Here is a 25855-nt window from a genome sequence, read left to right on the forward strand (position 1 = left end):
CGTGCCCGGGCGGCGTCACCGCCCCGTCTCCCCGTCGATGCGCTCCCTGAGCAGGCCCGCGTGCCCGCAGTGCTGCGCGTACTCCGCGATCATGCCGAGCGCCCCGGCAAGAGAGCTGGCCCTCGCTCCTCCCTCCCGCGAAGCTTGGGAGGTCTGCCATTGGGGGTATCCCCTGCTCGAAGAGCTTGGGGGAGCAGGGCTGGCAAGCGCAGCCCACTTCGCCGGGCACCCGGACAGGAGGGCTGGGTACGGGCTGCCCCGTGCCGTGCATCGCAGGCCGCGGCTGCGCCGTGGCCGGGCGCGCAGTTCCCCGCGCCCCTTAGGCCGACAGGCTGTGCGCCCACGCGGCGGAGCCGCACATCGGACACAGGACCGTGCCCCTGACGAGGTCTCCTAGTTCGTCACGCTCTGCCACGCGTGTGGCAAGGCGTGCGCGACGTCCATCGCGGTGAGCGGAGGCGCGGCGTGGCGGGCCGCGAGGCCATGGAGGTAGGCGCCCACCGAGGCCGCGTCGAGGGCGTCGAGCCCCGCGGCGAGCAGCGAGCCGACCGCACCGGAGAGCACGTCGCCGCTCCCCGCCGTCGCCAGCCACCCCGTACCCGTCGCGTTGACACGCACCGGCTTCGTACGGTCCGCGTCCGCCACCAGCGTCGTGGACCCCTTCAGCAGCACCGTGGCGCCCGTCAGCTCCGCCAGCTCCCGTACGGACGCCAGCCGCGCGGCCTCGACCTCCTCGCGGCCGCGCCCCAGCAGCGCGGCCGCCTCGCCCGCGTGGGGCGTGAGGACGGTCGGCGCGGTCCGCTCCCGGACGGCGGACACGTCCATCAGCCGCAGCCCGTCCGCGTCCACGAGCACCGGCAGGTCGGCCGTCAGCACGTCGGCGACCAGTTCCCGCGCGGCGGACCCGTCGCCGAGGCCCGAGCCGACCGCCCAGGCCTGGACGCGGCCCGCCCGGCGCACCGGGCCCTGGGTGAGGAGCGTCTCCGGGAAGCGCCGGATCACCTGTTCGCGGACGCTCTCGGACTCGCCCAGGTAGCGCACGGCCCCGGCGCCGCCCCGCAGCGCGCCCGCGACCGCCAGCACGGCCGCGCCCGGGTACGTGCCCGAGCCGGCCGCGACCCCGACGACCCCGCGCCGGTACTTGTCGCTCTCCGCGCCCGGCCGCGGCAACAGCCGTGCCACGTCCGCGTGCTGGAGCGCCTCCATGTCCGCGGCCCTCGGCAGGCACGCGTCGAGCCCGATGTCGACGAGCCGCACCGCGCCCGTGTGCTCGTGCGCCGGGTCGACGAGCAGCCCCGGCTTGTACGTCCCGAAGGTGACCGTCGCGCCCGCCCGTACGGCCTGGCCGTTCACCTCGCCCGTGTCCGCGTCCACGCCGCTGGGCAGGTCCACGGCGACGACCGGTACGCCCGCGTCCCGCACGAGGTCCGTCAACTCCACGGCGACGGGCCGCAGTCCGCCCTTGCCGCCGATGCCGACGATGCCGTCCACGACGAGGTCGGCCCGCCCGATCAGCTCCGCGTACGGCTCGGAGGGCACGCCGCCCACCGCACGCCCCCCGGCGGCGCGCAGTGCCCGCAGCCCGCCCTCGTGCGCCCGCTCCGGGGAGAGCAGCACGGCGGTGACCCCGGCCCCGCGCCGCGCGAGTTCCGCGCCCGCGTAGAGCGCGTCCCCGCCGTTGTCCCCGCTGCCGACGAGGAGCACGACGCGCGCCCCGTACGTACGGCCCAGCAGCCCCCGGCAGGCGGCGGCGAGCCCGGCGGCGGCGCGGCGCATCAGCATCCCCTCGGGCAGCCGCGCCATCAGCTCCCGCTCGGCCGTGCGTACGGTCTCCACGCGATAGGCGTATCTCATACGTCCAGTGTGGACGCGAGCGGCCACGGAGGGCATCCGGTGGCCCCGGAGGGCATCCAGTGACCCCCGGGGCCGCCCCGCAGCTCAGCTCTCCGCCACCACCACCGCCGAGGCCACGCCCGCGTCGTGGGAGAGCGAGACGTGCCAGCCCCGCACCCCCATCTCCTCGGCGCGCGCCAGCACCGTCCCGCTCACGACCAGATACGGCTGCCCCGAGTCGTGCGTACGGACCTCGGCGTCGGTCCAGCGCAGCCCCGCGGGCGCGCCGAGCGCCTTGGCGAGGGCCTCCTTCGCGGCGAAGCGGGCCGCCAGCGACGCGACACCGCGCCGCTCCCCGCCCGGCAGCCACAACTCCCGCTCCACGAACAGCCGTCCGGCCAGACCCGGCGTCCGCTCCAGCGACGCGGCGAACCTGTCGATCTCCGCCACGTCGATCCCCACCCCTACGATCACCTCGGTACGCCCCTCATTCCACCGTCACCGACTTGGCCAGGTTCCTCGGCTGGTCGACCTCGTTGCCGCGCGCGGTGGCCAGTTCGCAGGCGAAGACCTGCAGCGGCACCGTCGCGACCAGCGGCTGGAGCAGCGTCGGCGTCTCCGGGACCTCGACCAGGTGGTCCGCGTACGGCACCACGGCCGTATCGCCGCGCTCGGCGACGACGATGGTCAGGGCACCGCGCGCGCGGATCTCCTGGATATTGGAGACGATCTTGTCGTGCAGCACCGAACGCCCGCGCGGCGACGGCACGACCACGACGACCGGCACGCCCTCCTCGATCAGCGCGATCGGCCCGTGCTTCAGCTCCCCGGCCGCGAAGCCCTCGGCGTGCATGTACGCCAGCTCCTTCAGCTTCAGCGCGCCCTCCAGCGCGACGGGGAAGCCGACGTGCCGCCCGAGGAAGAGCACCGTGTTCCGGTCCGCGAGGCCCCGCGCCAGCTCCCGTACGGGCTCCATCGTGCCGAGCACGTCCTCGACCCACGCGCTGGCCTCGGACAGCTCGCGCACCAGCTCGCCGATCTCGTCGCCCCACTTGGTGCCGCGCACCTGCCCGAGATAGAGCGCGACGAGATAGCAGGCGACGAGCTGCGTCAGGAACGCCTTGGTGGACGCGACGGCGACCTCCGGCCCGGCGTGCGTGTAGAGGACGGCGTCCGACTCCCTCGGGATCGTCGAACCGTTCGTGTTGCAGATCGCCAGCACCCGCGCGCCCTGCTCGCGCGCGTGCCGCAGCGCCATCAGCGTGTCCATCGTCTCGCCGGACTGGCTGACGGCGATGACCAGCGTGCGCGAGTCCAGGATCGGGTCCCGGTAGCGGAACTCGCTGGCCAGCTCGGTCTCGCAGGGGATCCGGGTCCAGTGCTCGATGGCGTACTTCGCGATCATCCCGGCGTGATACGCGGTCCCGCAGGCCACTATCACCACCTTGTCGACCTCCCGCAGCACCGAGTCGGGGATCCGCACCTCGTCGAGCGTCAGTTCCCCGGCCCGGTCGATCCGCCCGAGCAGCGTGTCCGCGACGGCCTTCGGCTGCTCGGCGATCTCCTTGAGCATGAAGTAGTCGTAGCCGCCCTTCTCGGCGGCCGAGGCGTCCCAGTCCACGTGGTACGTCCGTACGTCCGCGGGGGCGCCGTCGAAGTCCGTCACCGTCACCCCGGCGCCGCGCCGCAGCTCCACGACCTGGTCCTGGCCCAGCTCGATCGCCTCGCGCGTGTGCGCGATGAAGGCGGCGACGTCCGAGGCGAGGAAGTACTCCCCGTCGCCGTCCCCCTCCCCCACGCCGACCACGAGCGGCGAGTTGCGCCGGGCGCCCACGACCGCGTCCGGATCATCGGCATGCACCGCGACCAGCGTGAACGCGCCCTCCAGCAGGCGGCACGTCTGCCGCATCGCCTCGGCCAGGTCGCCGCAGGACGAGAAGGACTCGGCGAGCAGATGCCCGACGACCTCGGTGTCCGTCTCCGAGGTCAGCTCGTGGCCCCGGTCGGTCAACTCGGCGCGCAGCACGGCGAAGTTCTCGATGATCCCGTTGTGGACGACGGCGACGCGGCCCGCGTTGTCGAGATGGGGGTGCGCGTTGGCGTCCGTGGGCCCGCCGTGGGTGGCCCAGCGGGTGTGCCCGATGCCGGTGTTCCCGGCGGGCAGCGGCCGTTCGGCCAGCTCCTTCTGGAGGTTGGCGAGCTTGCCCGCCTTCTTCGCCGCCGCGAGCCCGCCGTCGGCGAGCACCGCGGCACCGGCCGAGTCGTAACCCCGGTACTCCAGGCGCTGCAGCCCCGCCAGCACCACCTCCAGCGCTGACTGCCCGCCCACATAGCCGACGATTCCGCACATAGATACCCCTTCCAACCCGCTGGCCTGCCATGTGTACCGCACGCCGCGCGTCAGAACACCTCCCGGGTGCGTACGTCACTCCCGCCCCGCGCACAATGGGCCACGTGTCCACCAAGCCCTACGTCGACCTCAGCCGCGCCGAGTGGAGCGCCCTGCGCGAGCGCACCCCGCTGCCGCTGACCGCGGCCGAGGTCGAGGAGCTGCGCGGCCTCGGCGACGTCATAGACCTGGACGAGGTACGGGACGTCTACCTCCCCCTCTCCCGCCTCCTCAACCTCCACGTCGGCGCCACGCACGGCCTGCGCAGCGCGCTGAACACCTTCCTCGACCGCGACGGCGACGAGACCGACGGCACCCCGTTCGTCATCGGCATCGCGGGCAGCGTCGCGGTCGGCAAGTCCACGGTCGCCCGCCTGCTGAAGGCACTCCTCGCCCGCTGGCCGGAGCATCCGCGCGTCGAGCTGGTGACGACGGACGGCTTCCTCTTCCCCAAGGCGGAGCTGGAGCGGCGCGGCCTGATGTCGCGCAAGGGCTTCCCCGAGTCCTACGACCGCCGGGCGCTCACGCGCTTCGTCGCCGACGTGAAGGCGGGCAAACCGGAGGTCACGGGCCCGGTCTACTCCCACTTGATCTACGACATCGTGCCGGACGAGCGGCTGACGGTGCACCGCCCCGACATCCTGATCGTCGAGGGCCTCAACGTCCTCCAGCCGGCCCTCCCCGGCAAGGACGGCCGCACGCGCCTCGCCGTCGCCGACTACTTCGACTTCTCCGTCTACGTGGACGCCCGTACGGACGACATCGAGCGGTGGTATCTCGACCGGTTCCGCAAGCTGCGGGCCACGGCGTTCCAGAATCCGCGCTCGTACTTCCACAAGTACACGGCGGTGTCGGAGGAAGAGGCGCTCGATTACGCGCGCAACACGTGGCGCACGATCAACCGCCCCAATCTCGAACAGAACATCGCCCCCACGCGCGGTCGGGCGACCCTCCAGCTCCACAAGGGCCCCGACCACAAAGTAGAACGCCTCTCCCTCCGCAAACTCTGAGATGCCGCCCCTCCGCTCCTCCCTCCCGCTCACTGTGCCTGGGAGGTCTGCCATTGGGGGTACCCCCTGCTCGAAGAGCTCGGGGGAGCAGGGCTGGCAAGCGCAGCCCCCATGCCGGGTGCCCCGGACATGAGGGCTGGGTACGGGCTGCCCCGTACTGTGCATTGCAGACTGCAAGTGCGCCGTGGCCGGTCGCGCAGTTCCCCGCGCCCCTTAGGCCGACGGGCTGTGCGCCCACGCGGCGGAGCCGCACATCGAAACAGCCCCGCGCCCCGGGAGAAGGGGCGAGCCCCGGGGTTCGGTCAGCCCAGGGTTCGTTTGACGACGTCGGCGAGGCGGGCCGCGACGCCGCGGGCCTGCTCGATGTCGGCGGCCTCCACCATGACGCGGACCAACGGCTCCGTACCGGACGACCGGAGAAGCACGCGCCCCGTCTCCCCCAGCTCCCGCTCGGCCTCCGCGACGGCGGAGACCAGTTCGGGGGCCGAGGAGACCCGCGACTTGTCGACGTCCGGCACGTTGACGAGGACCTGCGGCAGCCGCTCCATCACACCGGCCAGCTCCGCCAGCGGCTTGCCCGTCGCGGCGACCCGAGCCGCCAGCATGAGCCCCGTCAGCGTGCCGTCGCCCGTCGTCGCGTGGTCGAGGACGATGACGTGGCCGGACTGCTCGCCGCCCAGCGAGTAGCCGCCGCGCTTCATCTCCTCCAGGACGTAACGGTCGCCGACCGCGGTCTGGAGCAGCGCGAGGCTCTCGCGCTCCATGGCCAGCTTGAAGCCGAGGTTCGACATCACCGTGGCCACGACGGTGTCCTTGCGGAGCTGCCCCGCCTCCTTCATCGCGAGCGCGAGCACCGCGAGGATCTGGTCGCCGTCGATCTCGTCGCCCGCCGCGTCCACGGCGAGGCAGCGGTCGGCGTCGCCGTCATGGGCGACGCCCAGGTCGGCCCCGTGCTTGACGACGGCGGCCCGCAGCCCGTCGAGGTGCGTGGAGCCGCAGTCGTCGTTGATGTTGAGCCCGTCGGGGTCGGTGCCGATCGTCACCACGTCGGCGCCCGCCCGGGCGAAGGCCTCAGGGGAGACACGGGACGCGGCCCCGTGCGCCCCGTCGATGACGACCTTGAGCCCGTCGAGCCGGTTGGGGAGGACGCCGATGAGGTGCGCGACGTAGTTGTCGAAGCCCTCGTCGTAGTCCCGTACGCGCCCGACGCCCGCGCCCGTCGGCCGGGCCCAGGCCTCGCCCGCCGCGTGCTCGCGGTAGAGCTTCTCGATGCGGTCCTCCAGCTCGTCGGGGAGCTTGTGGCCGCCGCGCGCGAAGAACTTGATGCCGTTGTCCGGCATGGGGTTGTGGCTCGCGGAGAGCATGACGCCGAGGTCGGCGCCGAGCGCGCCGGTCAGGTACGCGACGGCGGGCGTCGGCAGCACGCCGACGCGCAGCACGTCGGCCCCGGCGCTCGCGAGGCCCGCGACGACGGCGGCCTCCAGGAACTCCCCGGACGCGCGGGGATCCCGCCCGACCACCGCGACGGGCCTGGTCGCCTCGCCGTGCGCGGCGTCGGCACCTGCCCTCGCCTCGGTCAGCACATGGGCCGCCGCGACCGACAGGCCGAGCGCCAGCTCCGCCGTCAGCCCCTCGTTGGCGACGCCACGTACACCGTCCGTACCGAAGAGTCGTCCCACAGTCGTTCCTCCGAGTCCATCGGGTGGGGGCCGCCCTGACGGCCCGTCATACACCAGGTATACGCCCCGTTACGCGTACCGCCTCAAAAGACGGATGCCCCGTCGGCACCGAGGTACCGACGGGGCATCCGAGAAGCGGCTCCAGCCAGCGCGCGCGTCAGCGCTTGCTGTACTGGGTGCCCTTGCGAGCCTTCTTGAGACCGGCCTTCTTGCGCTCGACCGCACGGGCGTCACGCGTGAGGAAGCCGGCCTTCTTGAGGGGACCGCGGTTGTTGTCCACGTCCGCCTCGTTCAGCGCACGGGCCACGCCCAGGCGCAGCGCGCCCGCCTGGCCCGAGATGCCGCCGCCGGCGATGCGGGCGACGACGTCGTAACGGTCATCGAGCTCCAGGACCTTGAAGGGCTCGTTGACTTCCTGCTGGTGCACCTTGTTGGGGAAGTACCCCTCCAGGGTGCGACCGTTGATCTTCCACTGGCCGGTGCCCGGGATGATGCGGACACGGGCGATGGCGTTCTTGCGGCGACCGGTGCCCGCGGCGGGCTGCGGGTCACCGAAACGGGACGCCATGGACTCGGAGGTGTACTCCTCCGGCGCCTCGGGGGTCTCGGTCGTGTACTCCTCGACGCCCTCGACGGGGGTCTCGGTCTCCGGAGTGGTCTCGGCCACGATTCTCCTCAGCTTCTCTTCGTCTTAGGGGGTGGCCGGACTTACTGCGCGACCTGGCTGATCTCGAACGGCACGGGCTGCTGAGCACCGTGCGGGTGCTGGTCGCCCGAGTAGACCTTCAGCTTGGAGAGCATCTGACGGCCCAGGGAGTTCTTCGGGAGCATGCCCTTGACGGCCTTCTCGACGGCCTTCTCGGGGTTCTTCTCCAGCAGCTCGTCATAGCGGACCGAGCGCAGACCGCCCGGGTACCCCGAGTGGCGGTAGGCCATCTTCTGGGTCCGCTTGTTGCCGGACAGGTGCACCTTGTCGGCGTTGATGATGATGACGAAGTCACCGGTGTCGACGTGGGGCGCGTACACCGGCTTGTGCTTGCCCCGGAGAAGGGTGGCGGCCTGGGAGGCCAGACGGCCCAGGACGACATCCTGGGCGTCGATGATGTGCCACTGGCGCTGGACGTCGCCGGGCTTGGGGCTGTACGTACGCACGGTCGTAGCCTTCGCTTCTTCAGTGAGTGAGTCCTGACAAGGCCACCAGGAAGATCACGACAGACGAGACCGCGTGCGGTGACGCATCCGCACGCTGGCCGCTGGAAATCGACCGGTAGACCGGTGTAAGGGCTCCCCACGTGAGATAGGCAAGCCAATACACACAACGATGAAGCAGAATACCGGCCCCCACCCGTACGGGTCAAAACGCGGCCCCGGGGTCAGCGGGCCCGCGCCACCCGCCCCTCGTCCCACACCGGCCCCGGCGTCTCCCGCACCCGGCCGTCCGCGCCGAAGACCAGGAAACGGTCGAAGAGCGTACGGGCGAACCAGCGGTCGTGGGTGACGGCCAGCACCGTGCCCTCGTAGGACTCCAGCCCCTCCTGGAGGGCCTCCGCCGACTCCAGGTCCAGGTTGTCCGTCGGCTCGTCCAGGAGCAGGGCCGTCGAGCCCTCCAGCTCCAGCAGGAGGATCTGGAAACGGGCCTGCTGTCCGCCGGAGAGGCGCTCGAAGGCCAGCTCGGCCTGGCGCGTCAGCTCGTACCGCCGCAGCGCCGCCATCGCCGCGCCCCGGTCGCGGGCGTGCTCCTTCCACAGGATGTCCAGCAGCGTGCGCCCCTCCAGCTCGGGATGGGCGTGGGTCTGCGCGAAGTGGCCGGGGACGACGCGGGCGCCGAGCTTCCACGCGCCCGTGTGCGCCACGTCACCGCCCGCCAGCAGCCGCAGGAAGTGGGACTTCCCCGAGCCGTTCGACCCGAGCACCGCGACCCGCTCCCCGTAGAAGACCTCCAGCGAGAAGGGCTTCATCAGCCCCGTCAGCTCCAGGTTCTCGCAGGTCACAGCCCGTACGCCGGTACGGCCGCCGCGCAGCCGCATGCGGATGTCCTGCTCGCGCGGCGGCTCCATCGGCGGGCCCGCCTCCTCGAACTTCTGCAGCCGCGTGCGGGCCGCCTGGAGCCGCGAGGCCATGTCGGAGTTGAAGGCCGCCTTCTGCTTGTACATCTGCACGAGCCGCTTCAGCTTCGCGTGCTCCTCGTCCCAGCGCCGGCGCAGCTCCTCGAAGCGCGCGAACCGCTCCTTGCGGGCCTCGTGGTACGTCGCGAAGCCGCCGCCGTGCACCCACACGTCGCTGCCCGCGGCGCCCGGCTCGACGCTGACGATCTTCTCCGCGGAGCGGGCCAGCAACTCGCGGTCGTGGGAGATGAACAGCACCGTCTTCGGCGTCTCCCGCAGCCGCTCCTCCAGCCAGCGCTTGCCGGGCACGTCCAGATAGTTGTCCGGCTCGTCCAGGAGCAGCACCTCGTCCGTGCCGCGCAGCAGCGACTCCAGCACGAGCCGCTTCTGCTCGCCGCCCGAGAGAGTCCGCACCTGGCGCCACTGCGCCTTCTCGTACGGCACGCCCAGCGCGGCGACCGTGCACATGTCCCAGAGCGTCTCCGCCTCGTACCCCCGCACCTCGGCCCAGTCGGCGAGCGCCTGCGCGTACTGGAGCTGGGCCGCCTCGTCGTCCCGCTCCATCACGGCCAGCTCGGCCTCGTCCACGGCCCTCGCCGCGCTCCGGATCTCGGGGTGCGCGACCGAGACGAGCAGGTCCCTGACCGTACGCTCGTCGCGCACCGAGCCCACGAACTGCGGCATGACGCCGAGCCCGCCGCCGACGGTCACCGTGCCCCCGTCCGGCTTCAGCTCACCCGCGATCAGCCGCAGCAGCGTCGTCTTCCCCGCCCCGTTCGCCCCGACGAGCGCGACGGAGGCGCCCTCGCCGACGCGCAGCGAGACATCGTCCAGCAGGGCCCTCCCGTCGGGCAGGTAGTACTCAAGATGCGCGGCCTCGACGTGTCCCATGAGGGCGATTGTCAGGGCCCGAAGTCCCCCCGGCCAAGCGAATATCGACCGCATAGGATGCGCGCATGAGCTTTGGGCAGGGGGGACCCGACTGGGGTTCCGGTTCCAGGGGACCATCGACACCCGACTGGGCCGCGCTCGCCGAGGAGGCGGAGCGCACCCGCGCTCGCCGCCGCCGCTGGCTGCTCGCGGGCGGCGGGGCGCTGGCCACCGTGCTCGTGGCCGGGATCGTCGCGGTCGCGGTCGTCAGCGAGGGCGGCTCGGGGGACGACGCCTCCGACAAGCCGTCCAGCACGCTGCCCCCGGCGAAGGATCTGCCGCCGGAGAGCAGCGACGGGCCGCAGCCCACGTTCAAGAACGAGCCGCCGCCCCCGCCGCCGCCGAAGGACTTCATCGCCGACGCCCGGCGCGACAAGGCGCCGATCTCCGCGCGCTCCCTCTTCCCCAGCGAGCGCGTCACGATCAACGGCCGCTCGTACCGGCTGACCAAGACCGCCACCAGCGGCACCTGCGCGGACGCCGCCCACGCGGGCCTCGGCCCGGTCCTCACCCGGAACGGCTGCGACGCCCTCTACCGCGCCACGTACCGCAGCGGCGGGCTCGCGGTCACGGTCGGCATCGCCACGTTCAAGGACAGCGCGGCGGCGGCGAAGGTGAAGAAGGAGTACAAGCCGAACCTGGTCGCCCTCCCCGGCGGCGGCATCTCCGACTTCTGCCGCACCGTCACCTGCCGTACGACGGCCAACGCCCTGGGCCGGTACGCCTACTTCACCATCGCGGGCCGCACCAACGGCAAGCCCTCCCCCGCCTCCGACGAGCAGGCCGAACGGGCGGGCCTCGACGGCTCGAACTACGCGTACGCCCGCGTCCTCCAGCGCGGCAAGGACGCCTCGGCGAAGGCCGCCAAGTGACGCGGCCTTCCTGCACAGGGCTGTAACGACGCGGTCACTTCCGGTGGCGATCACGGTTCCGGTCGCTAGTGTCCGTCGCGACCAGCAATTCAGGGGCGACCGAGGGGACAGCCGCCGATGCCGCCGACGCACCGGGACGAGGCCGTGATCGGCTGTATCGGGGTTCTGGTCGTCGCCACGCGCGGACAGGCGGGACCCGGCGAGGTGCTCGTGCGGATCAGGGGCGGCTCCGAGACCTATCTGGCCTGGTCCCCCGAGCCGCTGCCGACGGGGGCGACCGTCCTCGTGATCGAGTCCCGCGGCACGCGCCAGGTCGACGTCAGCCAGTGGGACGACCCGCTGGACGCCGGCCCCTCGCACCCCGCCCGCTGACACGCCCGCAGGCCCGTACCGAAGGGGGACCGATGATGTTCGGATACCGCGTTCCTAGCCCTGACCAGGCGATGCTCATCTCCGGCGGAAAGCGAGGGCTCAAGGGAGCACCGTTCCGCGTGGTGACCGGGCACGGGAAGTTCGTCCTCCCGTTCTTCCGCAAGACCCGCTTCCTCACCCTCGCCATGCACGAGGCCGAGATCACGGAGTCCTGCGTCACCCGGCAGGGCATCGTGCTGACCGTGCGCGCCGTGATCGCGTTCAAGGTCGGCAACGACAACGAGAGCATCGTCAACGCGGGCCAGCGCTTCCTGTCCGAGCAGCACCAGATGACGGTGCTGACCGGCCGGATCTTCTCCGGGCACCTGCGCTCCATCATCGGCTCGATGACGGTCGAGGAGATCGTCACGGAGCGGCAGAAGCTCGCCACCGAGGTGCTGGCGACCTCGAAGACGGAGATGGGTAAGATCGGCCTGATCGTCGACTCGTTCCAGATCCAGTCGATCGACGACGGCGACACCGGCTACATCGAGGCCATGTCGCGCCCGCACAAGGCCGCCGTGCAGCGCCAGGCCAAGATCGCCGAGGCGCAGGCGGCCCAGGCGGCGGCCGAGGCCCAGCAGGAGGCCAACCGGAACCAGGCCGAGTACGAGCGCCAGACGGCCGTCGTCCGGGCCTCGTACCAGTCCGAGGTGGACCGCGCGCAGGCCGAGGCCGCGCAGGCGGGCCCGCTCGCGCAGGCGAACTCCCAGCGCGAGGTCCTCGCGGCCCGGACCGAGCTGGCCGAGCGCGCCGCGCAGCTCCGCCAGCAGGAGCTGGTGGCGGAGGTCGTCAAGCCCGCCGAGGCCGAGGCCGAGCGGATCAAGACGCTGGCGCTGGCCGAGGCGGAGCGGACGAAGATCCAGGCCGAGGCCGCTGCCTCGTACGACCGGGTCGCCCTCGACCAGCTCCTCATCGACCAGCTCCCCCAGATCGTCAAGGAGGCCGCCACGGGCCTCTCCCGGGCCAATGTGAACGTCCTCAACGGCGCCGACGGCCTCGGCGAGATCGCCGCGGGCCTCGTCGGCCAGGGCCTCACGATCCTGGACACCGTCAAGCAGAACCTGCACGGGACCGACGGCGCGAACGGGACGCCCCCAGAGGCCCCGGCTTCGGCCCCGACCCCGGCCCCGCAGCCCCGCCGCTCCGACGACGGCCCGGTCCCGCTGGCCTGAGGGCCCCGCTCAGCAGCAGCCCGGAGCGCCGGCGCCCGGCAGCGACCGCTTGTTGCGGGAGGCGAGGTTCCGGGCCGCCAGCTCCTCGTCCGCCGGATAGCCGACCTCCTCCAGCGTCAGCCCGTGCGGCCGTACGACGTGCACCGCCGAGTCCCGGACCCCGGCCTCCAGCACCTTGCCGGGCCACTCGGGCGGGCGGTGCCCGTCGCCGACGAAGAGCATCGCGCCCACCAGCGAGCGCACCATGTTGTGGCAGAACGCGTCCGCGACGACGGTCGCCTCCAGCACCCCGTCGTCGTGCCGCGTCCACTCCAGCCGCCGCAGCGTACGGATCGTGGTCGCACCCTCACGCTTCTTGCAGTACGCCGCGAAGTCGTGCTCCCCCAGCAGCGCCCCGGCCGCCGCGTTCATCGCGTCGAGGTCGAGCGGCCAGTTGTGCCACAGCACGTGCCCGCGGCGCAGCGGGTCGGCGCCGCCGGGGTGGTCGGTGACGCGGTAGGCGTAGCGGCGCCAGGTCGCGGAGAAACGCGCGTTGAAGTGCGCGGGGGCCTCCGCCGCGCGGAAGACCCGTACGTCCATCGGCAGCCGCCCCGCGAGCCGCCGCAGCAGCCGCTCGCCGTGCTCGGCCCACACCTCGTCGGGCAGGTCCACGTGCGCGACCTGCCCCCGCGCGTGCACGCCCGCGTCCGTGCGCCCCGCGACGGTCAGCTCGGGCGTGTGGTCCAGCCGCATGACGACGCGCAGCGCGTCCTCCAGCTCGCCCTGCACGGTCCGCTGCCCGTTCTTCTGCTTGGCCCAGCCGGAGAAGTCCCGCCCGTCGTAGGCCAGGTCCAGCCGCACGCGCCGGAACCCGGCCGCCACCTCTTCGCTCACACGCCCGATCTTCTCAGACCGCGCGCGCCGGTCCGGCCGTCAGGCCGCCAGGAAGGACTCCACGCGCGCGGCGAGCGCCACCGGGGTCTCGTGCATCGGATAGTGCCCCGCGCCGGACAGCACCTCCACCTCGGCGCCCGGATGGCTCGCCGTCCAGGCTTCCCTGACCGTGCTCTCGGGGATGGCCAGATCGTGCTCTCCCGCGAAGACCTTGACCGGCATCCCGCGCGCCCCCGGCACCGGGCACCTGAGGTCGTCGTACGCGAACGAGCGCGCGTACGCGGCGAAGGCTGCCGGACTTGACCCGTCCAGCGAGGCGCGCGTCATACGGTCCAGCCACCCGGCGCCCGCCCTGTTGCCGGTCGAGAAGTCCAGCAGCGCGCGACGCGCGTCCGCCGAGTGCACCGCCGCCAGGAAGGCCGCCCACTCGCGCTCCCCGATCCCCGCGGGGCCGGGGGGCGTCGGGGTGATGCCGACGAGCTTGCGCACCCGCAGCCACGAGGGTGCCTCCGCCGCGGCCAGATGCAGCGCCTTCGCGCTCATGGAGTGCCCGACGAACGAGCACTCGCGCCAGCCGAGCCGCCCGGCGAGCGCGAGTGCGTCGTCGGCCAGCTCCCGCATCGAGAAGGTGCCCGGCACCGCGGCGCGGCGCCCGTAGCCACGCGCGTCCAGCAGCGCGCAACTGAAGCGGGAACCGTCCAGGCACTCCAGGAACGGACCCCATGTGCCCGTCGGCACCAGCCAGTCGTGCGCGGCGATCACCCGGTGCGGCCCCGAGCCGACGACCCGCGGGCGGGGGACGGTGGAGGCGGCGGTCACGCCGCGGCGGCCGTCGTCCCCACGCTCGCCAGCCAGCGGTAGGCGAGCAGGATGTTCAGCCGGTGCAGCGAGCGCAGTTGGGTGCGGAACGCCTCGGGCGCCGCGGCCGGCGGGGTGACCCCCCACATCGGCAGCTCCTCGCAGAGCGTCTCGACGGGCACCCCGGCCTCCCGCCCCCGGTGCACCTCGGCCGCCAGGTGCTCCAGATACGAGATCAGCCCCGAGACCCCCGGCTCGGCGGGCCCGAGGAAGGCGTGCCCGGGGACGAGGGTGTCCAGGTCGAGGGTGGCCTTCATGGTCCGCAGGCTGCGTGCGTAGCCGAGCGGGTCGCCGATCAGCGCCATCGGCGGTGCGCCGGGGGTGATGAAGTTCCCGGTGAAGGTGACCTTGGCGTCGGGCACATGGACGAGCGTGTCGCCCGAGCCGTTGCCGGGGCCCAGGTGCCACATCTGGACCACCCGGCCGCCCAGGTCGATTTCGCAGAAACGGTCGAACACCACATCGGGGCGGCGCCAGGTGACGACCCCGTCGAGCGAGGTGTCGCCGTACATGCTCTCCGAGCGGACGCGCTTCTCCGTCTCCAGGTCGGTCATGGCGGCCTTGTTGAGGCGCGAGGAGAACACGGTGACGTCGTCGCCGAAGGCGGTGTTCCCGAAGGTGTGGTCGCCGTGGTAGGTCGTGTTCACCAGGTAGCGGACGGGTTTGCCGGTCAGCCCGGCCGCCACCTCCTGGATGTGCCGGCCGACGCCCGGGGTGACCCCCGAGTCGATGACGAGGGCCGCGTCCCGGCCGACGACGAGCCCGTTGTTGTCCTTGGGCGGCACGTTGGCCATCAGGGCGTAGACGCCCTCGGCCAGCTCCTGTGGCCGCAGCTCCAGCCCGGCCGGGCTCAGATCGGGCGCGACGAACCCCGGGGGCCGCTCGCTCATCTCGTGCACCACGGGCAGGTGACCGTGCATCAGGCGTCTCCTTCTTCGTACGGGATGACACAGCTCAGGAAGAACGTCACGTGGTCCGCGGCCAGGCGCCGGGCCGACGCCAGATCGGCCTCGGTCGCCTCCGCGCGCAGATGCAGGATGCGCGGAACGTGCAGCGGCGCGAACAGCTCCCAGACGAGCTGCCGGGGCGCGGGCCCCGCGCGGACCAGCCCGGCCTCCTGCCACCGCACGAACGGCTCCCGCAGCCGGTCCAGCGCCTCCTCGATCGCGGCGGCGAGACCGCCGAGCCCGCCGTCCCCCGCCCCGTCGCGCAGCAGGACGCTGGTGAAGCGCCGCGCCCTGGGGCCGGTCCAGCCCGCCATCAAGCGGTCCACCAGCATCGGCACGGCCACGCGGGGGCCCGCCGCGACCAGCTCGTCGACGTCGACGTCCAGCGCTTCGAGCGAGACGGGGCCCGCCTCCGCGAACAGCGCGTCGTAGATCGCCTGCTTGCTCGCGAAGTGCCCGTAGATCGCGCTGTCCCGCACCCCGACCTCGGCCGCGATCTGCCGGACCGTGGTGGCTGCGAACCCCTGGCGCGCGAACAGCTCCAACGCCGCGTCCAGCAGCAGCTCCCGCGTGGCACGCGCCTCGCTCTTCGGCGGGCGGCCACGCCGCACCGGCTTTGCTCCGTCCATGGAAATAATTTAATGAGCGCCAACTCAATTAATCAAGAGCTACGGGCAACGGACCCCCGGGCCCCCGGGCACACGAAAGCGGGCCCGCTCCCCGAAGGGTGCGGGCCCGCTCAGCCGAGAGGCGCGAAGGGGCTCAGGCGTCCTTGGACTCGCCCTCGGCCTCGTCCTTGGACTCGCCCTCGGCGGCGTCCTTCGGCTCGGCGTCCTTCTTCAGCTCCGCCACGGCCTCGTCGCCCGCCGCGTCCTTGGCGGAACGCTTCGTGGCGGCCTCGGCCTCGCCGACCGCGGCCTGCTGCACCGTGAGCGCCTCGACCAGCTCGATCACGGCCATCGGGGCGTTGTCGCCACGACGGGGACCGATCTTGGTGATGCGGGTGTAGCCACCGGGACGGTTCTCGTACCGCGGGCCGATCTCGGTGAAGAGGGTGTGCACGACGCTCTTGTCGAGGATCGTGCGCATGACCTGGCGACGGTTGTGCAGGTCGCCCTTCTTCGCCTTGGTGATCAGACGCTCGGCGACCGGACGCAGGCGGCGGGCCTTCGCCTCGGTCGTCGTGATGCGGCCGTGCTCGAAGAGGTTGGTGGCGAGGTTCGCCAGCATCGCCTTCTGGTGCGCGGCGCTGCCGCCCAGACGGGCACCCTTGGTGGGCTTCGGCATGGTGTTTCTCCTTCGTTGTCACTGCACCGGCCGTGTCAGGAACCGGTGGCAGTCCCGGCCGTATCAGGTACCGGGGTACGGCCCCGGGCCCGCGGAAAGGGGCCCGGGGGACTGGGGCGGACCCCAGAGATCACTGCGCGTGGTACGCGCTCAGTACTGCTCGGTCTCCACGAAGCCCGCGTCCGCGTCGTCGTCGGCGCCGAAGGCGTCGGCGGCGGCGGTCGGGTCGAACCCGGGAGGCGAGTCCTTCAGCGCCAGGCCCATGCCGGCCAGCTTGGCCTTGACCTCGTCGATGGACTTCGCGCCGAAGTTGCGGATGTCGAGCAGGTCCGCCTCGGAACGGGCCACCAGCTCGCCCACCGAGTGGATGCCCTCGCGCTTGAGGCAGTTGTACGAGCGGACCGTGAGCTCCAGCTCCTCGATCGGCAGCGCCAGGTCCGCGGCCAGGGCGGCGTCCGTCGGGGACGGGCCCATGTCGATGCCCTCGGCGTCGACGTTCAGCTCGCGAGCCAGGCCGAACAGCTCGACCAGGGTCTTGCCGGCCGACGCCATGGCGTCGCGCGGGCGCATGGCCTGCTTGGTCTCGACGTCGACGATCAGCTTGTCGAAGTCGGTGCGCTGCTCGACACGGGTCGCCTCGACCTTGTAGGTGACCTTGAGCACCGGCGAGTAGATGGAGTCGACCGGGATACGGCCGATCTCCTGGCCCACCTGCTTGTTCTGCACGGCGGAGACGTAGCCGCGACCGCGCTCGACGGTCAGCTCCATCTCCAGCTTGCCCTTGCCGTTGAGCGTGGCGAGGACCAGGTCCGGGTTGTGCACCTCGACACCGGCCGGCGGGGCGATGTCCGCGGCGGTGACCAGGCCCGGGCCCTGCTTGCGCAGGTACATCACGACCGGCTCGTCGTGCTCCGAGGAGACGACGAGGGACTTGATGTTGAGGATCAGGTCGGTGACGTCCTCCTTGACGCCCGGCACGGTGGAGAACTCGTGCAGGACACCGTCGATACGGATGGACGTGACCGCCGCACCCGGGATCGAGGAGAGGAGCGTACGACGCAGAGAGTTACCGAGGGTGTAGCCGAAGCCGGGCTCCAGCGGCTCGATCACGAACCGTGAGCGGAACTCGTCGACGACCTCTTCGGTCAGGGAAGGACGCTGAGCGATCAGCATGTGATGTGTGCCTCCATGTTTCGGCAACCGCTATTTGATGCCGTTACTGCAAGGGTACGGGCGGCACGGCCGTAGTAAAGCCGTACCGCCCTCCCCGGAACCGAGCGAAGTACCCGGACTACTTCGAGTACAGCTCGACGATCAACTGCTCCTGCACCTGGGTGTCGATGCTGCATTCCCCCGGGGAGTGATCCCCGGACCCCAAGCCGCACACGGGGTGCGCCCCGAAGCCGGATGCCGGAGCTGTCGTGCTGTCCCCTACTTCGAGTACAGCTCGACGATCAACTGCTCCTGCACCTGGGTGTCGATCACCTGGCGCTCCGGCAGCGAGTGCACGAGGATCCGCATCTTGGACGGGATCGCTTCCAGCCAGGCCGGAACCGTCTTCTCGCCCGCCTCCGCGGCCGCCACCTGGAAGGGCGTGAGGCTGCGGGAGGTCTCGCGGACCTCGACGATGTCGCTCACCGACACCCGCGCGGACGGGATGTCGTTCTTCCGGCCGTTGATGGTGATGTGGCCGTGCTTGACCAACTGCCGTGCGTGGTCGCGGGACTTGGCAAAGCCGGCCCGGTAGACCACGTTGTCCAGACGGGTTTCGAGGATCCGCAGCAGGTTCTCACCAGTCTTGCCCTGCTGACGGTTGGCCTCGTTGAAATACCCGCGGAACTGCTTCTCCAGGACACCGTAGATACGGGCTGCCTTCTGCTTCTCACGCTTCTGCAGCAGGTACTCGGAGTCCTTGGTGCGCCCGCGACCGTGCTCACCCGGGGGGTAAGGACGGATCTCGATCGGGCACTTCGCGCTCTCGCACTTGCTCCCCTTGAGGAAGAGCTTCTGCTTCTCCCGACGGCAACGCTTGCAGTCGGCCCCGGTGTAACGCGCCATTGTTTAGTTGATCCCTACTTCAGTCGGTTCAGACCCGGCGACGCTTCGGAGGGCGGCAGCCGTTGTGCGGGGTCGGGGTGACGTCCTGGATGGACCCGACCTCGAGGCCGGTGGCCTGGAGCGAGCGGATCGCGGTCTCGCGGCCGGAGCCCGGACCCTTCACGAAGACGTCGACCTTGCGCATGCCGTGCTCCTGCGCGCGGCGCGCGGCGTTCTCCGCGGCCATCTGCGCGGCGAACGGCGTCGACTTGCGCGAGCCCTTGAAGCCGACGTGGCCGGCCGAGGCCCAGGAGATCACGTTCCCGGTCGGGTCGGTGATCGAAACGATGGTGTTGTTGAACGTGCTCTTGATGTGAGCGTGCCCGTGGGCGACGTTCTTCTTCTCCTTGCGGCGCACCTTCTTGGCGCCGGCCGTACGGCCCTTCGGAGGCATATAGCAAAACTCCCGTGGAGGTGGTCGGTCCTACAGCGCGGACCGCTTGCAGCGTGTCCGGTGCGGACTACTTCTTGCCCGGCTTCTTCTTGCCGGCGATCGCGCGACGCGGGCCCTTGCGGGTGCGGGCGTTGGTCTTGGTGCGCTGACCGTGGACCGGGAGACCGCGCCGGTGACGCAGACCCTCGTAGCAGCCGATCTCGACCTTGCGGCGGATGTCGGCCTGGATCTCACGGCGGAGGTCACCCTCGACCTGGAGGTTGTTGTCCACGTACTCGCGGATCTTGACCAGCTCTTCCTCGGCCAGGTCCCGGACGCGGGTGTCCGGGCTGACCCCGGTCTCGCTCAGGGTCCGCTGGGCCAGCGTGCGGCCGATGCCGAAGACGTAGGTGAGGGCGACCTCGACGCGCTTCTCGCGCGGGAGGTCGACGCCTGCGAGGCGTGCCATGGATGTGGCTCCTGATGATTTCGTCGGAGGTCTGCAACAGCGCCGGTCCCTCACCCGTCGGGGAGGGTCCCCGGCCTCCGACCGGGGGTGTCGATGCTGGCGCACGGAACGTGCGGCACCGGGCTCTGCTGTGATGACTTGTCGCTCGCGTCGCGCGAAGAACTGCGAAAGGCAGATCGGTGGTCGTGCGTCAGCCCTGGCGCTGCTTGTGGCGCAGGTTGTCGCAGATGACCATGACCCGGCCGTGACGGCGGATCACCTTGCACTTGTCGCAGATCTTCTTGACGCTCGGCTTGACCTTCATGATGTGAGGTACTCCGGGTCCGTAGATCTACTTGTAGCGGTAGACGATCCGTCCACGCGTCAGGTCGTACGGAGACAGCTCCACCACGACGCGGTCGTCGGGAAGGATACGGATGTAGTGCATCCGCATCTTGCCGCTGATGTGCGCGAGGACCTGGTGCCCGTTCTGGAGCTCCACCTTGAACATCGCGTTCGGGAGAGACTCGACGACGGTGCCCTCGATCTCGATGGCCCCTTGTTTTTTGGCCATGCTTGAGCGCTTCACCTTCCGGGATCGGCTACCTGGGGTCGGCCAGGCATACGGATACACCTGGGCCGACGAGCCAGTCTACGTCACGGCCCACGGAAAGACGAATCCAGGGATTCTCCCCGTTCCGCGTGATCGTTACGCGTGATCGTTATGCGAGGGGGTCGGGGGCGGCCGTCACGCCCAGCTCCGCCAGCTTCGCCTTGCCGCCGTCCGGGGAGGTCAGGACCAGGGGGCCGTCCTCGGTGAGGGCGACGGAGTGCTCCCAGTGGGAGGACCAGGTGCCGTCATTCGTCTTCACGGTCCAGTCGTCCGAGAGGACGTGGGTCTTCGCCGTGCCGAGGCTCACCATCGGCTCGATGGCCAGGCACATGCCCGGGACCAGCTTCGGGCCCCGGCCGCGCCGCCGCTCGACGTAATTCAGCAGGTGGGGGTCCATGTGCATCTGCGAGCCGATGCCGTGGCCACCGTAGTCCTCGATGATCCCGTACTTGCCGGAGGACGGGCGGGGCTGGCGGCGGATGTACCCCTCGATGGCCCGGGAGACGTCCACCAGGCGGTTGCCCTTGCGCATCGCGGCGATGCCGGCCCACATGGACTCCTCGGTCACCCGGCTCAGCTCACGCAGCTCCGCCGAGTGGCCCTCCCCCACGAAGACGGTCAGGGCCGCGTCGCCGTGCCAGCCGTCGATGATCGCGCCCGCGTCGATGGAGAGCAGATCGCCCGCCTTGAGGACGGTCTCGCGGTCCGGGATGCCGTGGACGACGATGTCGTTGACCGAGGTGCAGATGTTGCCGGGGAAGCCGCCGTAGCCGAGGAAGTTCGGCTTGGCGCCGTGGTCGGCCAGGACCTTGGCCGCGACCTCGTCGAGGTCCTTCGTCGTCGCGCCCGGGACGGCGGCCTCGGCGCACGCCTTGTGCATGGCAGCGACCACCAGCCCCGCCTCGCGCATCTTCGCGATCTGCTCGGGGGTCTTGATCTCCACCATGGCGGATGCCGCCTTCCTCAACTGACGGGAGCTGTTGCTGTTGCGCTGTTCGTGCTGTCTCAAGTCTGCCAGCAAGCGAAAGGACCGGACTCCCGGTCCGGCCCCTTCACCACCTCGTCCTCGGACTAGCCGCGGCCGAGCGCCCGCATCGCGCGCTCGGTGACCTCGCCGACCTCGCCCAGCGCGGAGATCGTGGTCACGAGCCCCTGCGCCTTGTAGTGGTCGATGATCGGCTCGGTCTCGCTGTGGTAGACGGCGAGCCGCTTGCGCACCGTCTCCTCGCGGTCGTCGTCCCGCTGGTACAGCTCGCCGCCGCACACGTCGCACACGCCCTCGGTCTTCGGGGGGCTGTACTGCGCGTGGAAGACGTGGCTGCTGTCGCTGCGGCAGATGCGCCGTCCGGCGATCCGCTTCACGACCTCGTCCTCGGGGACCTCCAGGTCCAGGACGGCGTCCAGCTTCTGGCCGTTCTCGTCCAGATAGCTGTCCAGCGCCTCGGCCTGCGCGATGTTCCGCGGGAAGCCGTCGAGCAGGAAGCCGTCCCCGGCGTCCGGCTCTTCCATACGGCTCTTGGCCATCCCGATGGTGACCTCGTCCGGCACGAGCTGCCCGGCGCGCATGTACTCCTGGGCCTTCTGGCCCAGCGGCGTGCCCTGGCTGATGTTGGCGCGGAAGAGGTCACCCGTCGAGATGTGCGGAATCGACAGGTTCTCGGCGAGGAACGACGCCTGCGTTCCCTTGCCCGCACCAGGCGGTCCGACGAGGACGATACGCATCAGCGGAGGAACCCTTCGTAATGACGCTGCTGAAGCTGGCTCTCGATCTGCTTCACGGTCTCAAGTCCCACGCCCACGATGATCAGAATGCTGGTCCCGCCGAACGGGAAGTTCTGGTTGGCGTTGAACATGATCAGCGCGACGGTCGGCACCAGGGCGATCAGACCCAGATACAGAGAGCCGGGCCACGTGATGCGGTTCAGCACGTAGCTCAGATACTCCGCGGTGGGACGGCCCGCACGGATGCCCGGGATGAAGCCACCATACTTCTTCATGTTGTCGGCAACCTCTTCGGGGTTGAAGGAGATAGCCACATAGAAGAAGGCGAAAAAGACAATCAGCAGGAAGTACGTGGCGATGTAGATCGGGTGATCGCCCTTGACAAAGTGCGCTTGAATCCACTGTGCCCAGCCCGCTTGCGAGCCGCTGAACTGCACGATGAGCGCCGGAATGTAGAGGAGCGAGGACGCGAAGATGACGGGAATCACACCCGCCTGATTGACCTTCAGCGGAATGTAGGTCGACGTTCCGCCGTAGCTCCGGCGGCCGATCATGCGCTTCGCGTACTGCACGGGAATGCGGCGCTGGGCCTGCTCGACGAAGACGACGAGAGCGACCATCGCCAGGCCGCAGATGATGACCGCGCCGAACTCGATCCAGCCGTCCGCGAGCTTGCCCTGCTTCTTGATGGACCACAGGGCGCCCGGGAATCCGGCGGCGATCGAGACGAACATGAGGATCGACATGCCGTTGCCGATGCCGCGGTCGGTGACCAGTTCGCCGAGCCACATGATGAGCGCGGTGCCCGCGGTCATCGTGACGACCATGGTGATCGTCGTGAAGATCCCCTGATCGGGGACGATCTCGCTGGCGACGGAGCAGTTCTGGAAGAGTGAGCCGCTGCGCGCGGTGGCGACCAGGCCGGTGGCCTGGAGGATCGCGAGCGCGACAGTCAGGTAACGGGTGTACTGCGTGATTTTCGCCTGCCCGGCCTGGCCCTCCTTCTTCAGGGCCTCAAGGCGCGGAATGACCACGACCAGGAGCTGGAGGATGATGCTCGCCGTGATGTACGGCATGATCCCCAGCGCGAAGATCGTGATCTGGAGCAGCGCGCCGCCGCTGAACATGTTGACCAGGCCGAAGAGTCCCTGCGAGCCCTTCGCCTCGTCCATGCACGCCTGGACGTTCTCGTAACTGACACCCGGCACGGGGACATGGGCTCCGATGCGGAAGAGCACCATGATTCCGAGCGTGAAGAGCAGCTTCTTGCGCAGGTCGGGCGTCTGGAACGCCCGGGCGAACGCGGTGAGCACGGTGCCTCCTGCGCCCCCCGCGTTACGCGAGAGGTGACGGTCTTGAGGATCGACAGAATTAACGGTGCCCGCCACCTTACCGGCGACTGCACCGCCCTAGAAACGACCAGCCGTGGAACGACCGACCGGGGATGCCCCGTTGGGACATCCCCGGTCGCTCAGTCACCCGGCCAACGAACTCAGAGGAGTTCGGTGACGGTGCCGCCGGCAGCGGTGATCTTCTCCTTGGCGGAGCCGGAGACCTTGTCGACGGTCACCGTCAGCGCCACGGCGATGTCACCGGAGCCCAGCACCTTGACGAGCTCGTTCTTGCGAACGGCGCCCTTGGCGACCAGGTCGGCCACCGTCACCTCGCCACCCTGCGGGTAGAGCGCGGCCAGCTTCTCCAGGTTCACCACCTGGAACTGCTTGTGGTTCGGGTTCTTGAAGCCGTTCAGCTTGGGCAGCCGCATGTGCAGCGGCATCTGCCCGCCCTCGAACCGCTCCGGAACCTGGTAACGGGCCTTGGTGCCCTTGGTGCCACGACCCGCGGTCTTGCCCTTGGACGCCTCACCACGACCCACACGGGTCTTGGCGGTCTTGGCGCCGGGGGCCGGCCGGAGGTTGTGGACCTTCAGCGGCTTGTCCTCCGCCATCTCAGTCGACCTCCTCGACCGTCACGAGGTGGCGCACGGTGTGCACCTGACCGCGAACGACGTCGCTGGCCTCGCGTACGGCCACGTCGTTGACGCGCTTGAGACCGAGGGTCCGCAGCGTGTCACGGTGGTTCTGCTTCGTCCCGATGACGGACTTGGTCTGCGTGATCTTCAGGCGAGCCATTACGCGCTCACCCCGGCACGCGCCCGCAGCAGAGCGGCGGGAGCCACGTCCTCCAGCGGCAGGCCACGACGGGCGGCGATCTCCTCCGGGCGCTGAAGCCCGCGGAGCGCACCCACCGTGGCGTGCACGATGTTGATCGGGTTCGACGAACCGAGCGACTTGCTCAGCACGTCGTGGATGCCCGCGCACTCCAGCACGGCGCGCACCGGGCCACCGGCGATCACACCGGTACCGGGCGAAGCCGGCTTCAGCAGCACGACACCCGCGGCCTCCTCACCCGTGATCGGGTGCGGAATGGTGCCCTGGATACGCGGGACCTTGAAGAAGTGCTTCTTGGCCTCCTCAACGCCCTTGGCGATGGCGGCCGGCACCTCCTTGGCCTTGCCGTAACCGACACCCACGGTGCCGTCACCGTCGCCCACCACGACCAGCGCGGTGAAGCTGAAGCGACGACCACCCTTCACAACCTTGGCGACGCGGTTGATCGCGACAACGCGCTCAACGTACGCGGTCTTCTCGGCGGCAGCGCCGCCGTCCCGGCCCTTACGGTCCCGCCGCTCGCCGCCACCGGCGCCGCCACCGCGGCGCTGGGGTCCAGCCATTGGAATTACCTCTCTCGTTTAACGTCCGCTTGCAGGACCGTTCTCAGAACTTGAGCCCGGCCTCGCGGGCGGCGTCGGCCAGAGCGGCAATCCGCCCTGCGTACTTGTTGCCACCGCGGTCGAACACGACGGCCTCGACACCCGCGGCCTTCGCACGCTCGGCGACCAGCGCGCCGACCTGCTTGGCCTGAGCGCTCTTGTCGCCCTCGCCGCCGCGGATGGAACCGTCCAGGTGCGACGCCGAGGCCAGCGTGTGGCCCGCGAGGTCGTCGATGACCTGGGCGGTGATACCGCGGTTGCTGCGCGTCACCACAAGGCGGGGGCGCTCGGGCGTGCCCGAGACCTTCTTGCGGATGCGAATGTGACGGCGCTTGGCGGCGGCGCGCTTGTAGGCGTCGCCCTTAGCGATCTTCACGCCGTATGCCATGGCTTACTTACCAGCCTTTCCGACCTTGCGGCGGATGGTCTCGCCCGCGTACTTCACGCCCTTGGCCTTGTACGGGTCGGGCTTCCGCAGCTTGCGGATGTTCGCGGCGACCTCGCCGACCTGCTGCTTGTCGATGCCCTCGACCGAGAACTTGGTCGGCGACTCGACCTTGAACGAGATGCCTTCCGGCGCCTTGATCAGGATCGGGTGGCTGTAGCCCAGGGAGAACTCCAGGTCGGAGCCCTTGGCCTGGACGCGGTAACCGACACCGCTGATTTCGAGGTCCTTGCTGAACCCGTTGGTCACGCCAGTGATCATGTTCGCCACCAGCGTGCGGGACAGACCGTGCAGGGCCTTGTTCCGGCTCTCATCGTTGGGGCGGGTGACGACGAGCGCGCCGTCCTCGCCCTTGGCGATCTCGATGGGCGCGGCAACGGTGTGCGAAAGGTTCCCCTTGGGGCCCTTCACCGCGACCGTCTGGCCATCGATGGTGACGTCCACACCGGCGGGAACCGTGATGGGGAGCTTGCCAATGCGCGACATAGCTGTTTCCTCCGTTCCCTTCCGTTACCAGACGTAGGCGAGGACTTCCCCACCCACGCCCTTCTTCTGCGCCTGCTGGCCGGTGAGCAGACCGTGGGAGGTGGAGATGATCGCCACGCCCAGGCCGCCGAGCACCTTCGGCAGGTTGGTGGACTTTGCGTAGACCCGCAGACCCGGCTTGGAGATCCGCTTGATGCCCGCGATCGAACGCTCGCGGTTCGGGCCGAACTTCAGCTCAAGGACGAGGCTCTTGCCGACCTTGGCGTCTTCGGTCTTCCACCCGGTGATGTAACCCTCCTGCTGGAGGATCTCCGCGATGTGCGACTTGATCTTGCTGTGGGGCATCACGACGGTGTCGTGGTACGCCGAGTTCGCGTTCCGCAGACGCGTGAGCATGTCTGCGATCGGATCGGTCATGGTCATGTGATGGCCTTCGGCCTCTCTCGCCGGGGTTTCCCTGTGTGCTCCGTCCCTCTCCCCGTCCGCCCTGGCGGGCGACGGGACGGGTGCGGTGCGGGGGACCTACGGC

General features: G+C 70.3%; 32 protein-coding genes. 4 read left to right on the forward strand and 28 right to left on the reverse strand.

The features are described 5' to 3' along the window. Positions 1-15: 15 nt before the first annotated feature. The 4 genes from ABD343_RS15005 to glmS all read right to left on the reverse strand — a co-directional run bounded on the left by ABD343_RS15005 (position 16) and on the right by glmS (position 4183). Positions 16-306 carry a mycothiol transferase gene (locus ABD343_RS15005; protein WP_344528590.1) on the reverse strand — a complete coding sequence of 97 codons (291 nt, stop codon included), beginning with the start codon at positions 304-306 and terminating at the stop codon, positions 16-18. Positions 307-393: 87 nt separating this feature from the next. Further along, a complete protein-coding gene (locus ABD343_RS15010; protein ID WP_344528086.1) occupies positions 394-1854 on the reverse strand; it encodes an NAD(P)H-hydrate dehydratase in 1461 nt (486 codons plus the stop codon). Positions 1855-1938: 84 nt separating this feature from the next. After that, positions 1939-2307: a holo-ACP synthase gene (locus ABD343_RS15015; protein ID WP_344528088.1), complete on the reverse strand. Its 369-nt coding sequence runs from the start codon at positions 2305-2307 to the stop codon at positions 1939-1941. 13 nt (positions 2308-2320) lie between these two features. After that, positions 2321-4183 (reverse strand): glutamine--fructose-6-phosphate transaminase (isomerizing), encoded by a 1863-nt coding sequence (glmS, locus tag ABD343_RS15020; RefSeq protein ID WP_344528090.1) that lies wholly within the window; start codon positions 4181-4183, stop codon positions 2321-2323. A 95-nt stretch (positions 4184-4278) separates the two neighbouring features. Here glmS and coaA point away from each other — a divergent pair, with 95 nt between their 5' ends. Beyond that, positions 4279-5232 (forward strand): type I pantothenate kinase, encoded by a 954-nt coding sequence (gene coaA, locus ABD343_RS15025; RefSeq protein WP_344528092.1) that lies wholly within the window; start codon positions 4279-4281, stop codon positions 5230-5232. 302 nt (positions 5233-5534) lie between these two features. On the opposite strand, the gene glmM is transcribed toward coaA, so the two are convergent. From glmM to ABD343_RS15045, 4 genes are all read right to left on the reverse strand, one after another. Further along, on the reverse strand, positions 5535-6911 hold the full coding sequence (glmM, locus tag ABD343_RS15030; RefSeq protein WP_344528094.1) for a phosphoglucosamine mutase: 1377 nt from the start codon (positions 6909-6911) through the stop codon (positions 5535-5537). A gap of 157 nt (positions 6912-7068) precedes the next feature. Continuing rightward, entirely contained in the window at positions 7069-7578 is a 510-nt protein-coding gene (gene rpsI, locus ABD343_RS15035; protein WP_344528096.1) for a 30S ribosomal protein S9, read from the reverse strand. A 41-nt stretch (positions 7579-7619) separates the two neighbouring features. Beyond that, the gene (gene rplM / locus ABD343_RS15040) at positions 7620-8063 is read right to left on the reverse strand and encodes a 50S ribosomal protein L13 (protein WP_344528098.1); all 444 of its coding nucleotides are present in this window, start codon (positions 8061-8063) and stop codon (positions 7620-7622) included. Between the two features lie 221 nt (positions 8064-8284). Further along, positions 8285-9907 carry an ABC-F family ATP-binding cassette domain-containing protein gene (locus ABD343_RS15045; protein WP_344528100.1) on the reverse strand — a complete coding sequence of 541 codons (1623 nt, stop codon included), beginning with the start codon at positions 9905-9907 and terminating at the stop codon, positions 8285-8287. A 65-nt stretch (positions 9908-9972) separates the two neighbouring features. On the opposite strand from ABD343_RS15045, the gene ABD343_RS15050 reads away from it, so the two are divergent. The 3 genes from ABD343_RS15050 to ABD343_RS15060 all read left to right on the forward strand — a co-directional run bounded on the left by ABD343_RS15050 (position 9973) and on the right by ABD343_RS15060 (position 12404). After that, positions 9973-10818, forward strand: coding sequence for a hypothetical protein (locus ABD343_RS15050; protein WP_344528102.1), 846 nt, complete (start codon positions 9973-9975; stop codon positions 10816-10818). Positions 10819-10935: 117 nt separating this feature from the next. Next, positions 10936-11190 carry a hypothetical protein gene (locus ABD343_RS15055; protein WP_344528104.1) on the forward strand — a complete coding sequence of 85 codons (255 nt, stop codon included), beginning with the start codon at positions 10936-10938 and terminating at the stop codon, positions 11188-11190. Positions 11191-11225: 35 nt separating this feature from the next. Continuing rightward, the gene (locus ABD343_RS15060) at positions 11226-12404 is read left to right on the forward strand and encodes a flotillin family protein (protein ID WP_344528592.1); all 1179 of its coding nucleotides are present in this window, start codon (positions 11226-11228) and stop codon (positions 12402-12404) included. Between the two features lie 9 nt (positions 12405-12413). Here ABD343_RS15060 and truA read toward each other — a convergent pair whose 3' ends face one another. From truA to rpsH, 20 genes are all read right to left on the reverse strand, one after another. After that, the gene (truA, locus tag ABD343_RS15065) at positions 12414-13277 is read right to left on the reverse strand and encodes a tRNA pseudouridine(38-40) synthase TruA (RefSeq protein WP_344528106.1); all 864 of its coding nucleotides are present in this window, start codon (positions 13275-13277) and stop codon (positions 12414-12416) included. A 39-nt stretch (positions 13278-13316) separates the two neighbouring features. After that, positions 13317-14096, reverse strand: coding sequence for an alpha/beta fold hydrolase (locus tag ABD343_RS15070; protein ID WP_344528108.1), 780 nt, complete (start codon positions 14094-14096; stop codon positions 13317-13319). Further along, the gene (locus tag ABD343_RS15075; protein ID WP_344528110.1) at positions 14093-15055 is read right to left on the reverse strand and encodes an MBL fold metallo-hydrolase; all 963 of its coding nucleotides are present in this window, start codon (positions 15053-15055) and stop codon (positions 14093-14095) included. The genes ABD343_RS15070 and ABD343_RS15075 overlap by 4 nt, the downstream gene beginning before the upstream one ends. Beyond that, positions 15055-15711 carry a TetR/AcrR family transcriptional regulator gene (locus ABD343_RS15080; RefSeq protein ID WP_344528112.1) on the reverse strand — a complete coding sequence of 219 codons (657 nt, stop codon included), beginning with the start codon at positions 15709-15711 and terminating at the stop codon, positions 15055-15057. The genes ABD343_RS15075 and ABD343_RS15080 overlap by 1 nt, the downstream gene beginning before the upstream one ends. A 133-nt stretch (positions 15712-15844) precedes the next feature. Then, the gene (rplQ, locus tag ABD343_RS15085; RefSeq protein ID WP_344528114.1) at positions 15845-16369 is read right to left on the reverse strand and encodes a 50S ribosomal protein L17; all 525 of its coding nucleotides are present in this window, start codon (positions 16367-16369) and stop codon (positions 15845-15847) included. A 150-nt stretch (positions 16370-16519) separates the two neighbouring features. Continuing rightward, entirely contained in the window at positions 16520-17542 is a 1023-nt protein-coding gene (locus tag ABD343_RS15090; protein ID WP_019354927.1) for a DNA-directed RNA polymerase subunit alpha, read from the reverse strand. Positions 17543-17800: 258 nt separating this feature from the next. Beyond that, a complete protein-coding gene (rpsD, locus tag ABD343_RS15095) occupies positions 17801-18427 on the reverse strand; it encodes a 30S ribosomal protein S4 (protein ID WP_344528117.1) in 627 nt (208 codons plus the stop codon). 28 nt (positions 18428-18455) lie between these two features. Next, complete coding sequence (gene rpsK / locus ABD343_RS15100) at positions 18456-18860, reverse strand: 30S ribosomal protein S11 (protein WP_016473404.1); 405 nt, start codon at positions 18858-18860, stop codon at positions 18456-18458. Positions 18861-18927: 67 nt separating this feature from the next. After that, entirely contained in the window at positions 18928-19308 is a 381-nt protein-coding gene (gene rpsM, locus ABD343_RS15105; protein ID WP_344528120.1) for a 30S ribosomal protein S13, read from the reverse strand. A gap of 190 nt (positions 19309-19498) precedes the next feature. Continuing rightward, positions 19499-19612 carry a 50S ribosomal protein L36 gene (rpmJ, locus tag ABD343_RS15110; RefSeq protein ID WP_003956441.1) on the reverse strand — a complete coding sequence of 38 codons (114 nt, stop codon included), beginning with the start codon at positions 19610-19612 and terminating at the stop codon, positions 19499-19501. Positions 19613-19639: 27 nt separating this feature from the next. After that, the gene (infA, locus tag ABD343_RS15115) at positions 19640-19861 is read right to left on the reverse strand and encodes a translation initiation factor IF-1 (RefSeq protein WP_003948620.1); all 222 of its coding nucleotides are present in this window, start codon (positions 19859-19861) and stop codon (positions 19640-19642) included. 148 nt (positions 19862-20009) lie between these two features. Further along, the gene (gene map / locus ABD343_RS15120; protein WP_344528595.1) at positions 20010-20846 is read right to left on the reverse strand and encodes a type I methionyl aminopeptidase; all 837 of its coding nucleotides are present in this window, start codon (positions 20844-20846) and stop codon (positions 20010-20012) included. A 125-nt stretch (positions 20847-20971) separates the two neighbouring features. After that, entirely contained in the window at positions 20972-21622 is a 651-nt protein-coding gene (locus tag ABD343_RS15125) for an adenylate kinase (RefSeq protein WP_344528122.1), read from the reverse strand. Continuing rightward, positions 21622-22935, reverse strand: a complete 1314-nt coding sequence (gene secY, locus ABD343_RS15130) for a preprotein translocase subunit SecY (RefSeq protein WP_344528124.1) — start codon at positions 22933-22935, stop codon at positions 21622-21624. The genes ABD343_RS15125 and secY overlap by 1 nt, the downstream gene beginning before the upstream one ends. Positions 22936-23114: 179 nt before the next feature. After that, positions 23115-23570 carry a 50S ribosomal protein L15 gene (gene rplO, locus ABD343_RS15135; RefSeq protein ID WP_344528126.1) on the reverse strand — a complete coding sequence of 152 codons (456 nt, stop codon included), beginning with the start codon at positions 23568-23570 and terminating at the stop codon, positions 23115-23117. Between the two features lies 1 nt (position 23571). Further along, complete coding sequence (gene rpmD, locus ABD343_RS15140; protein WP_344528128.1) at positions 23572-23754, reverse strand: 50S ribosomal protein L30; 183 nt, start codon at positions 23752-23754, stop codon at positions 23572-23574. Continuing rightward, positions 23754-24356 (reverse strand): 30S ribosomal protein S5, encoded by a 603-nt coding sequence (gene rpsE, locus ABD343_RS15145; protein WP_344528130.1) that lies wholly within the window; start codon positions 24354-24356, stop codon positions 23754-23756. The genes rpmD and rpsE overlap by 1 nt, the downstream gene beginning before the upstream one ends. 43 nt (positions 24357-24399) lie before the next feature. After that, positions 24400-24783: a 50S ribosomal protein L18 gene (gene rplR, locus ABD343_RS15150; RefSeq protein WP_344528132.1), complete on the reverse strand. Its 384-nt coding sequence runs from the start codon at positions 24781-24783 to the stop codon at positions 24400-24402. A 3-nt stretch (positions 24784-24786) separates the two neighbouring features. Then, positions 24787-25326, reverse strand: coding sequence for a 50S ribosomal protein L6 (gene rplF, locus ABD343_RS15155; RefSeq protein ID WP_344528134.1), 540 nt, complete (start codon positions 25324-25326; stop codon positions 24787-24789). A gap of 24 nt (positions 25327-25350) precedes the next feature. Continuing rightward, entirely contained in the window at positions 25351-25749 is a 399-nt protein-coding gene (rpsH, locus tag ABD343_RS15160; RefSeq protein ID WP_274040317.1) for a 30S ribosomal protein S8, read from the reverse strand. Positions 25750-25855: the final 106 nt, after the last annotated feature.

It is taken from the genome of Streptomyces albiaxialis, from assembly GCF_039530985.1.
Lineage (GTDB): Bacteria > Actinomycetota > Actinomycetes > Streptomycetales > Streptomycetaceae > Streptomyces > Streptomyces albiaxialis.

Bases quoted from the DNA above. Each gene is read 5' to 3' on its own strand.
- ABD343_RS15010 (WP_344528086.1), bottom strand. From the start codon at position 1,854: ATGAGATACGCCTATCGCGTGGAGACCGTACGCACGGCCGAGCGGGAG.
- glmS (WP_344528090.1), bottom strand. From the start codon at position 4,183: ATGTGCGGAATCGTCGGCTATGTGGGCGGGCAGTCAGCGCTGGAGGTG.
- coaA (WP_344528092.1), top strand. From the start codon at position 4,279: ATGGGCCACGTGTCCACCAAGCCCTACGTCGACCTCAGCCGCGCCGAG.
- ABD343_RS15045 (WP_344528100.1), bottom strand. From the start codon at position 9,907: ATGGGACACGTCGAGGCCGCGCATCTTGAGTACTACCTGCCCGACGGG.
- ABD343_RS15050 (WP_344528102.1), top strand. From the start codon at position 9,973: ATGAGCTTTGGGCAGGGGGGACCCGACTGGGGTTCCGGTTCCAGGGGA.
- ABD343_RS15055 (WP_344528104.1), top strand. From the start codon at position 10,936: ATGCCGCCGACGCACCGGGACGAGGCCGTGATCGGCTGTATCGGGGTT.
- ABD343_RS15060 (WP_344528592.1), top strand. From the start codon at position 11,226: ATGTTCGGATACCGCGTTCCTAGCCCTGACCAGGCGATGCTCATCTCC.
- ABD343_RS15075 (WP_344528110.1), bottom strand. From the start codon at position 15,055: ATGCACGGTCACCTGCCCGTGGTGCACGAGATGAGCGAGCGGCCCCCG.
- ABD343_RS15080 (WP_344528112.1), bottom strand. From the start codon at position 15,711: ATGGACGGAGCAAAGCCGGTGCGGCGTGGCCGCCCGCCGAAGAGCGAG.
- rplQ (WP_344528114.1), bottom strand. From the start codon at position 16,369: ATGCCGAAGCCCACCAAGGGTGCCCGTCTGGGCGGCAGCGCCGCGCAC.
- ABD343_RS15090 (WP_019354927.1), bottom strand. From the start codon at position 17,542: ATGCTGATCGCTCAGCGTCCTTCCCTGACCGAAGAGGTCGTCGACGAG.
- rpsD (WP_344528117.1), bottom strand. From the start codon at position 18,427: ATGGCGCGTTACACCGGGGCCGACTGCAAGCGTTGCCGTCGGGAGAAG.
- rpsK (WP_016473404.1), bottom strand. From the start codon at position 18,860: ATGCCTCCGAAGGGCCGTACGGCCGGCGCCAAGAAGGTGCGCCGCAAG.
- rpsM (WP_344528120.1), bottom strand. From the start codon at position 19,308: ATGGCACGCCTCGCAGGCGTCGACCTCCCGCGCGAGAAGCGCGTCGAG.
- rpmJ (WP_003956441.1), bottom strand. From the start codon at position 19,612: ATGAAGGTCAAGCCGAGCGTCAAGAAGATCTGCGACAAGTGCAAGGTG.
- infA (WP_003948620.1), bottom strand. From the start codon at position 19,861: ATGGCCAAAAAACAAGGGGCCATCGAGATCGAGGGCACCGTCGTCGAG.
- map (WP_344528595.1), bottom strand. From the start codon at position 20,846: ATGGTGGAGATCAAGACCCCCGAGCAGATCGCGAAGATGCGCGAGGCG.
- ABD343_RS15125 (WP_344528122.1), bottom strand. From the start codon at position 21,622: ATGCGTATCGTCCTCGTCGGACCGCCTGGTGCGGGCAAGGGAACGCAG.
- rplO (WP_344528126.1), bottom strand. From the start codon at position 23,570: ATGGCGGAGGACAAGCCGCTGAAGGTCCACAACCTCCGGCCGGCCCCC.
- rpmD (WP_344528128.1), bottom strand. From the start codon at position 23,754: ATGGCTCGCCTGAAGATCACGCAGACCAAGTCCGTCATCGGGACGAAG.
- rpsE (WP_344528130.1), bottom strand. From the start codon at position 24,356: ATGGCTGGACCCCAGCGCCGCGGTGGCGGCGCCGGTGGCGGCGAGCGG.
- rplR (WP_344528132.1), bottom strand. From the start codon at position 24,783: ATGGCATACGGCGTGAAGATCGCTAAGGGCGACGCCTACAAGCGCGCC.
- rplF (WP_344528134.1), bottom strand. From the start codon at position 25,326: ATGTCGCGCATTGGCAAGCTCCCCATCACGGTTCCCGCCGGTGTGGAC.
- rpsH (WP_274040317.1), bottom strand. From the start codon at position 25,749: ATGACCATGACCGATCCGATCGCAGACATGCTCACGCGTCTGCGGAAC.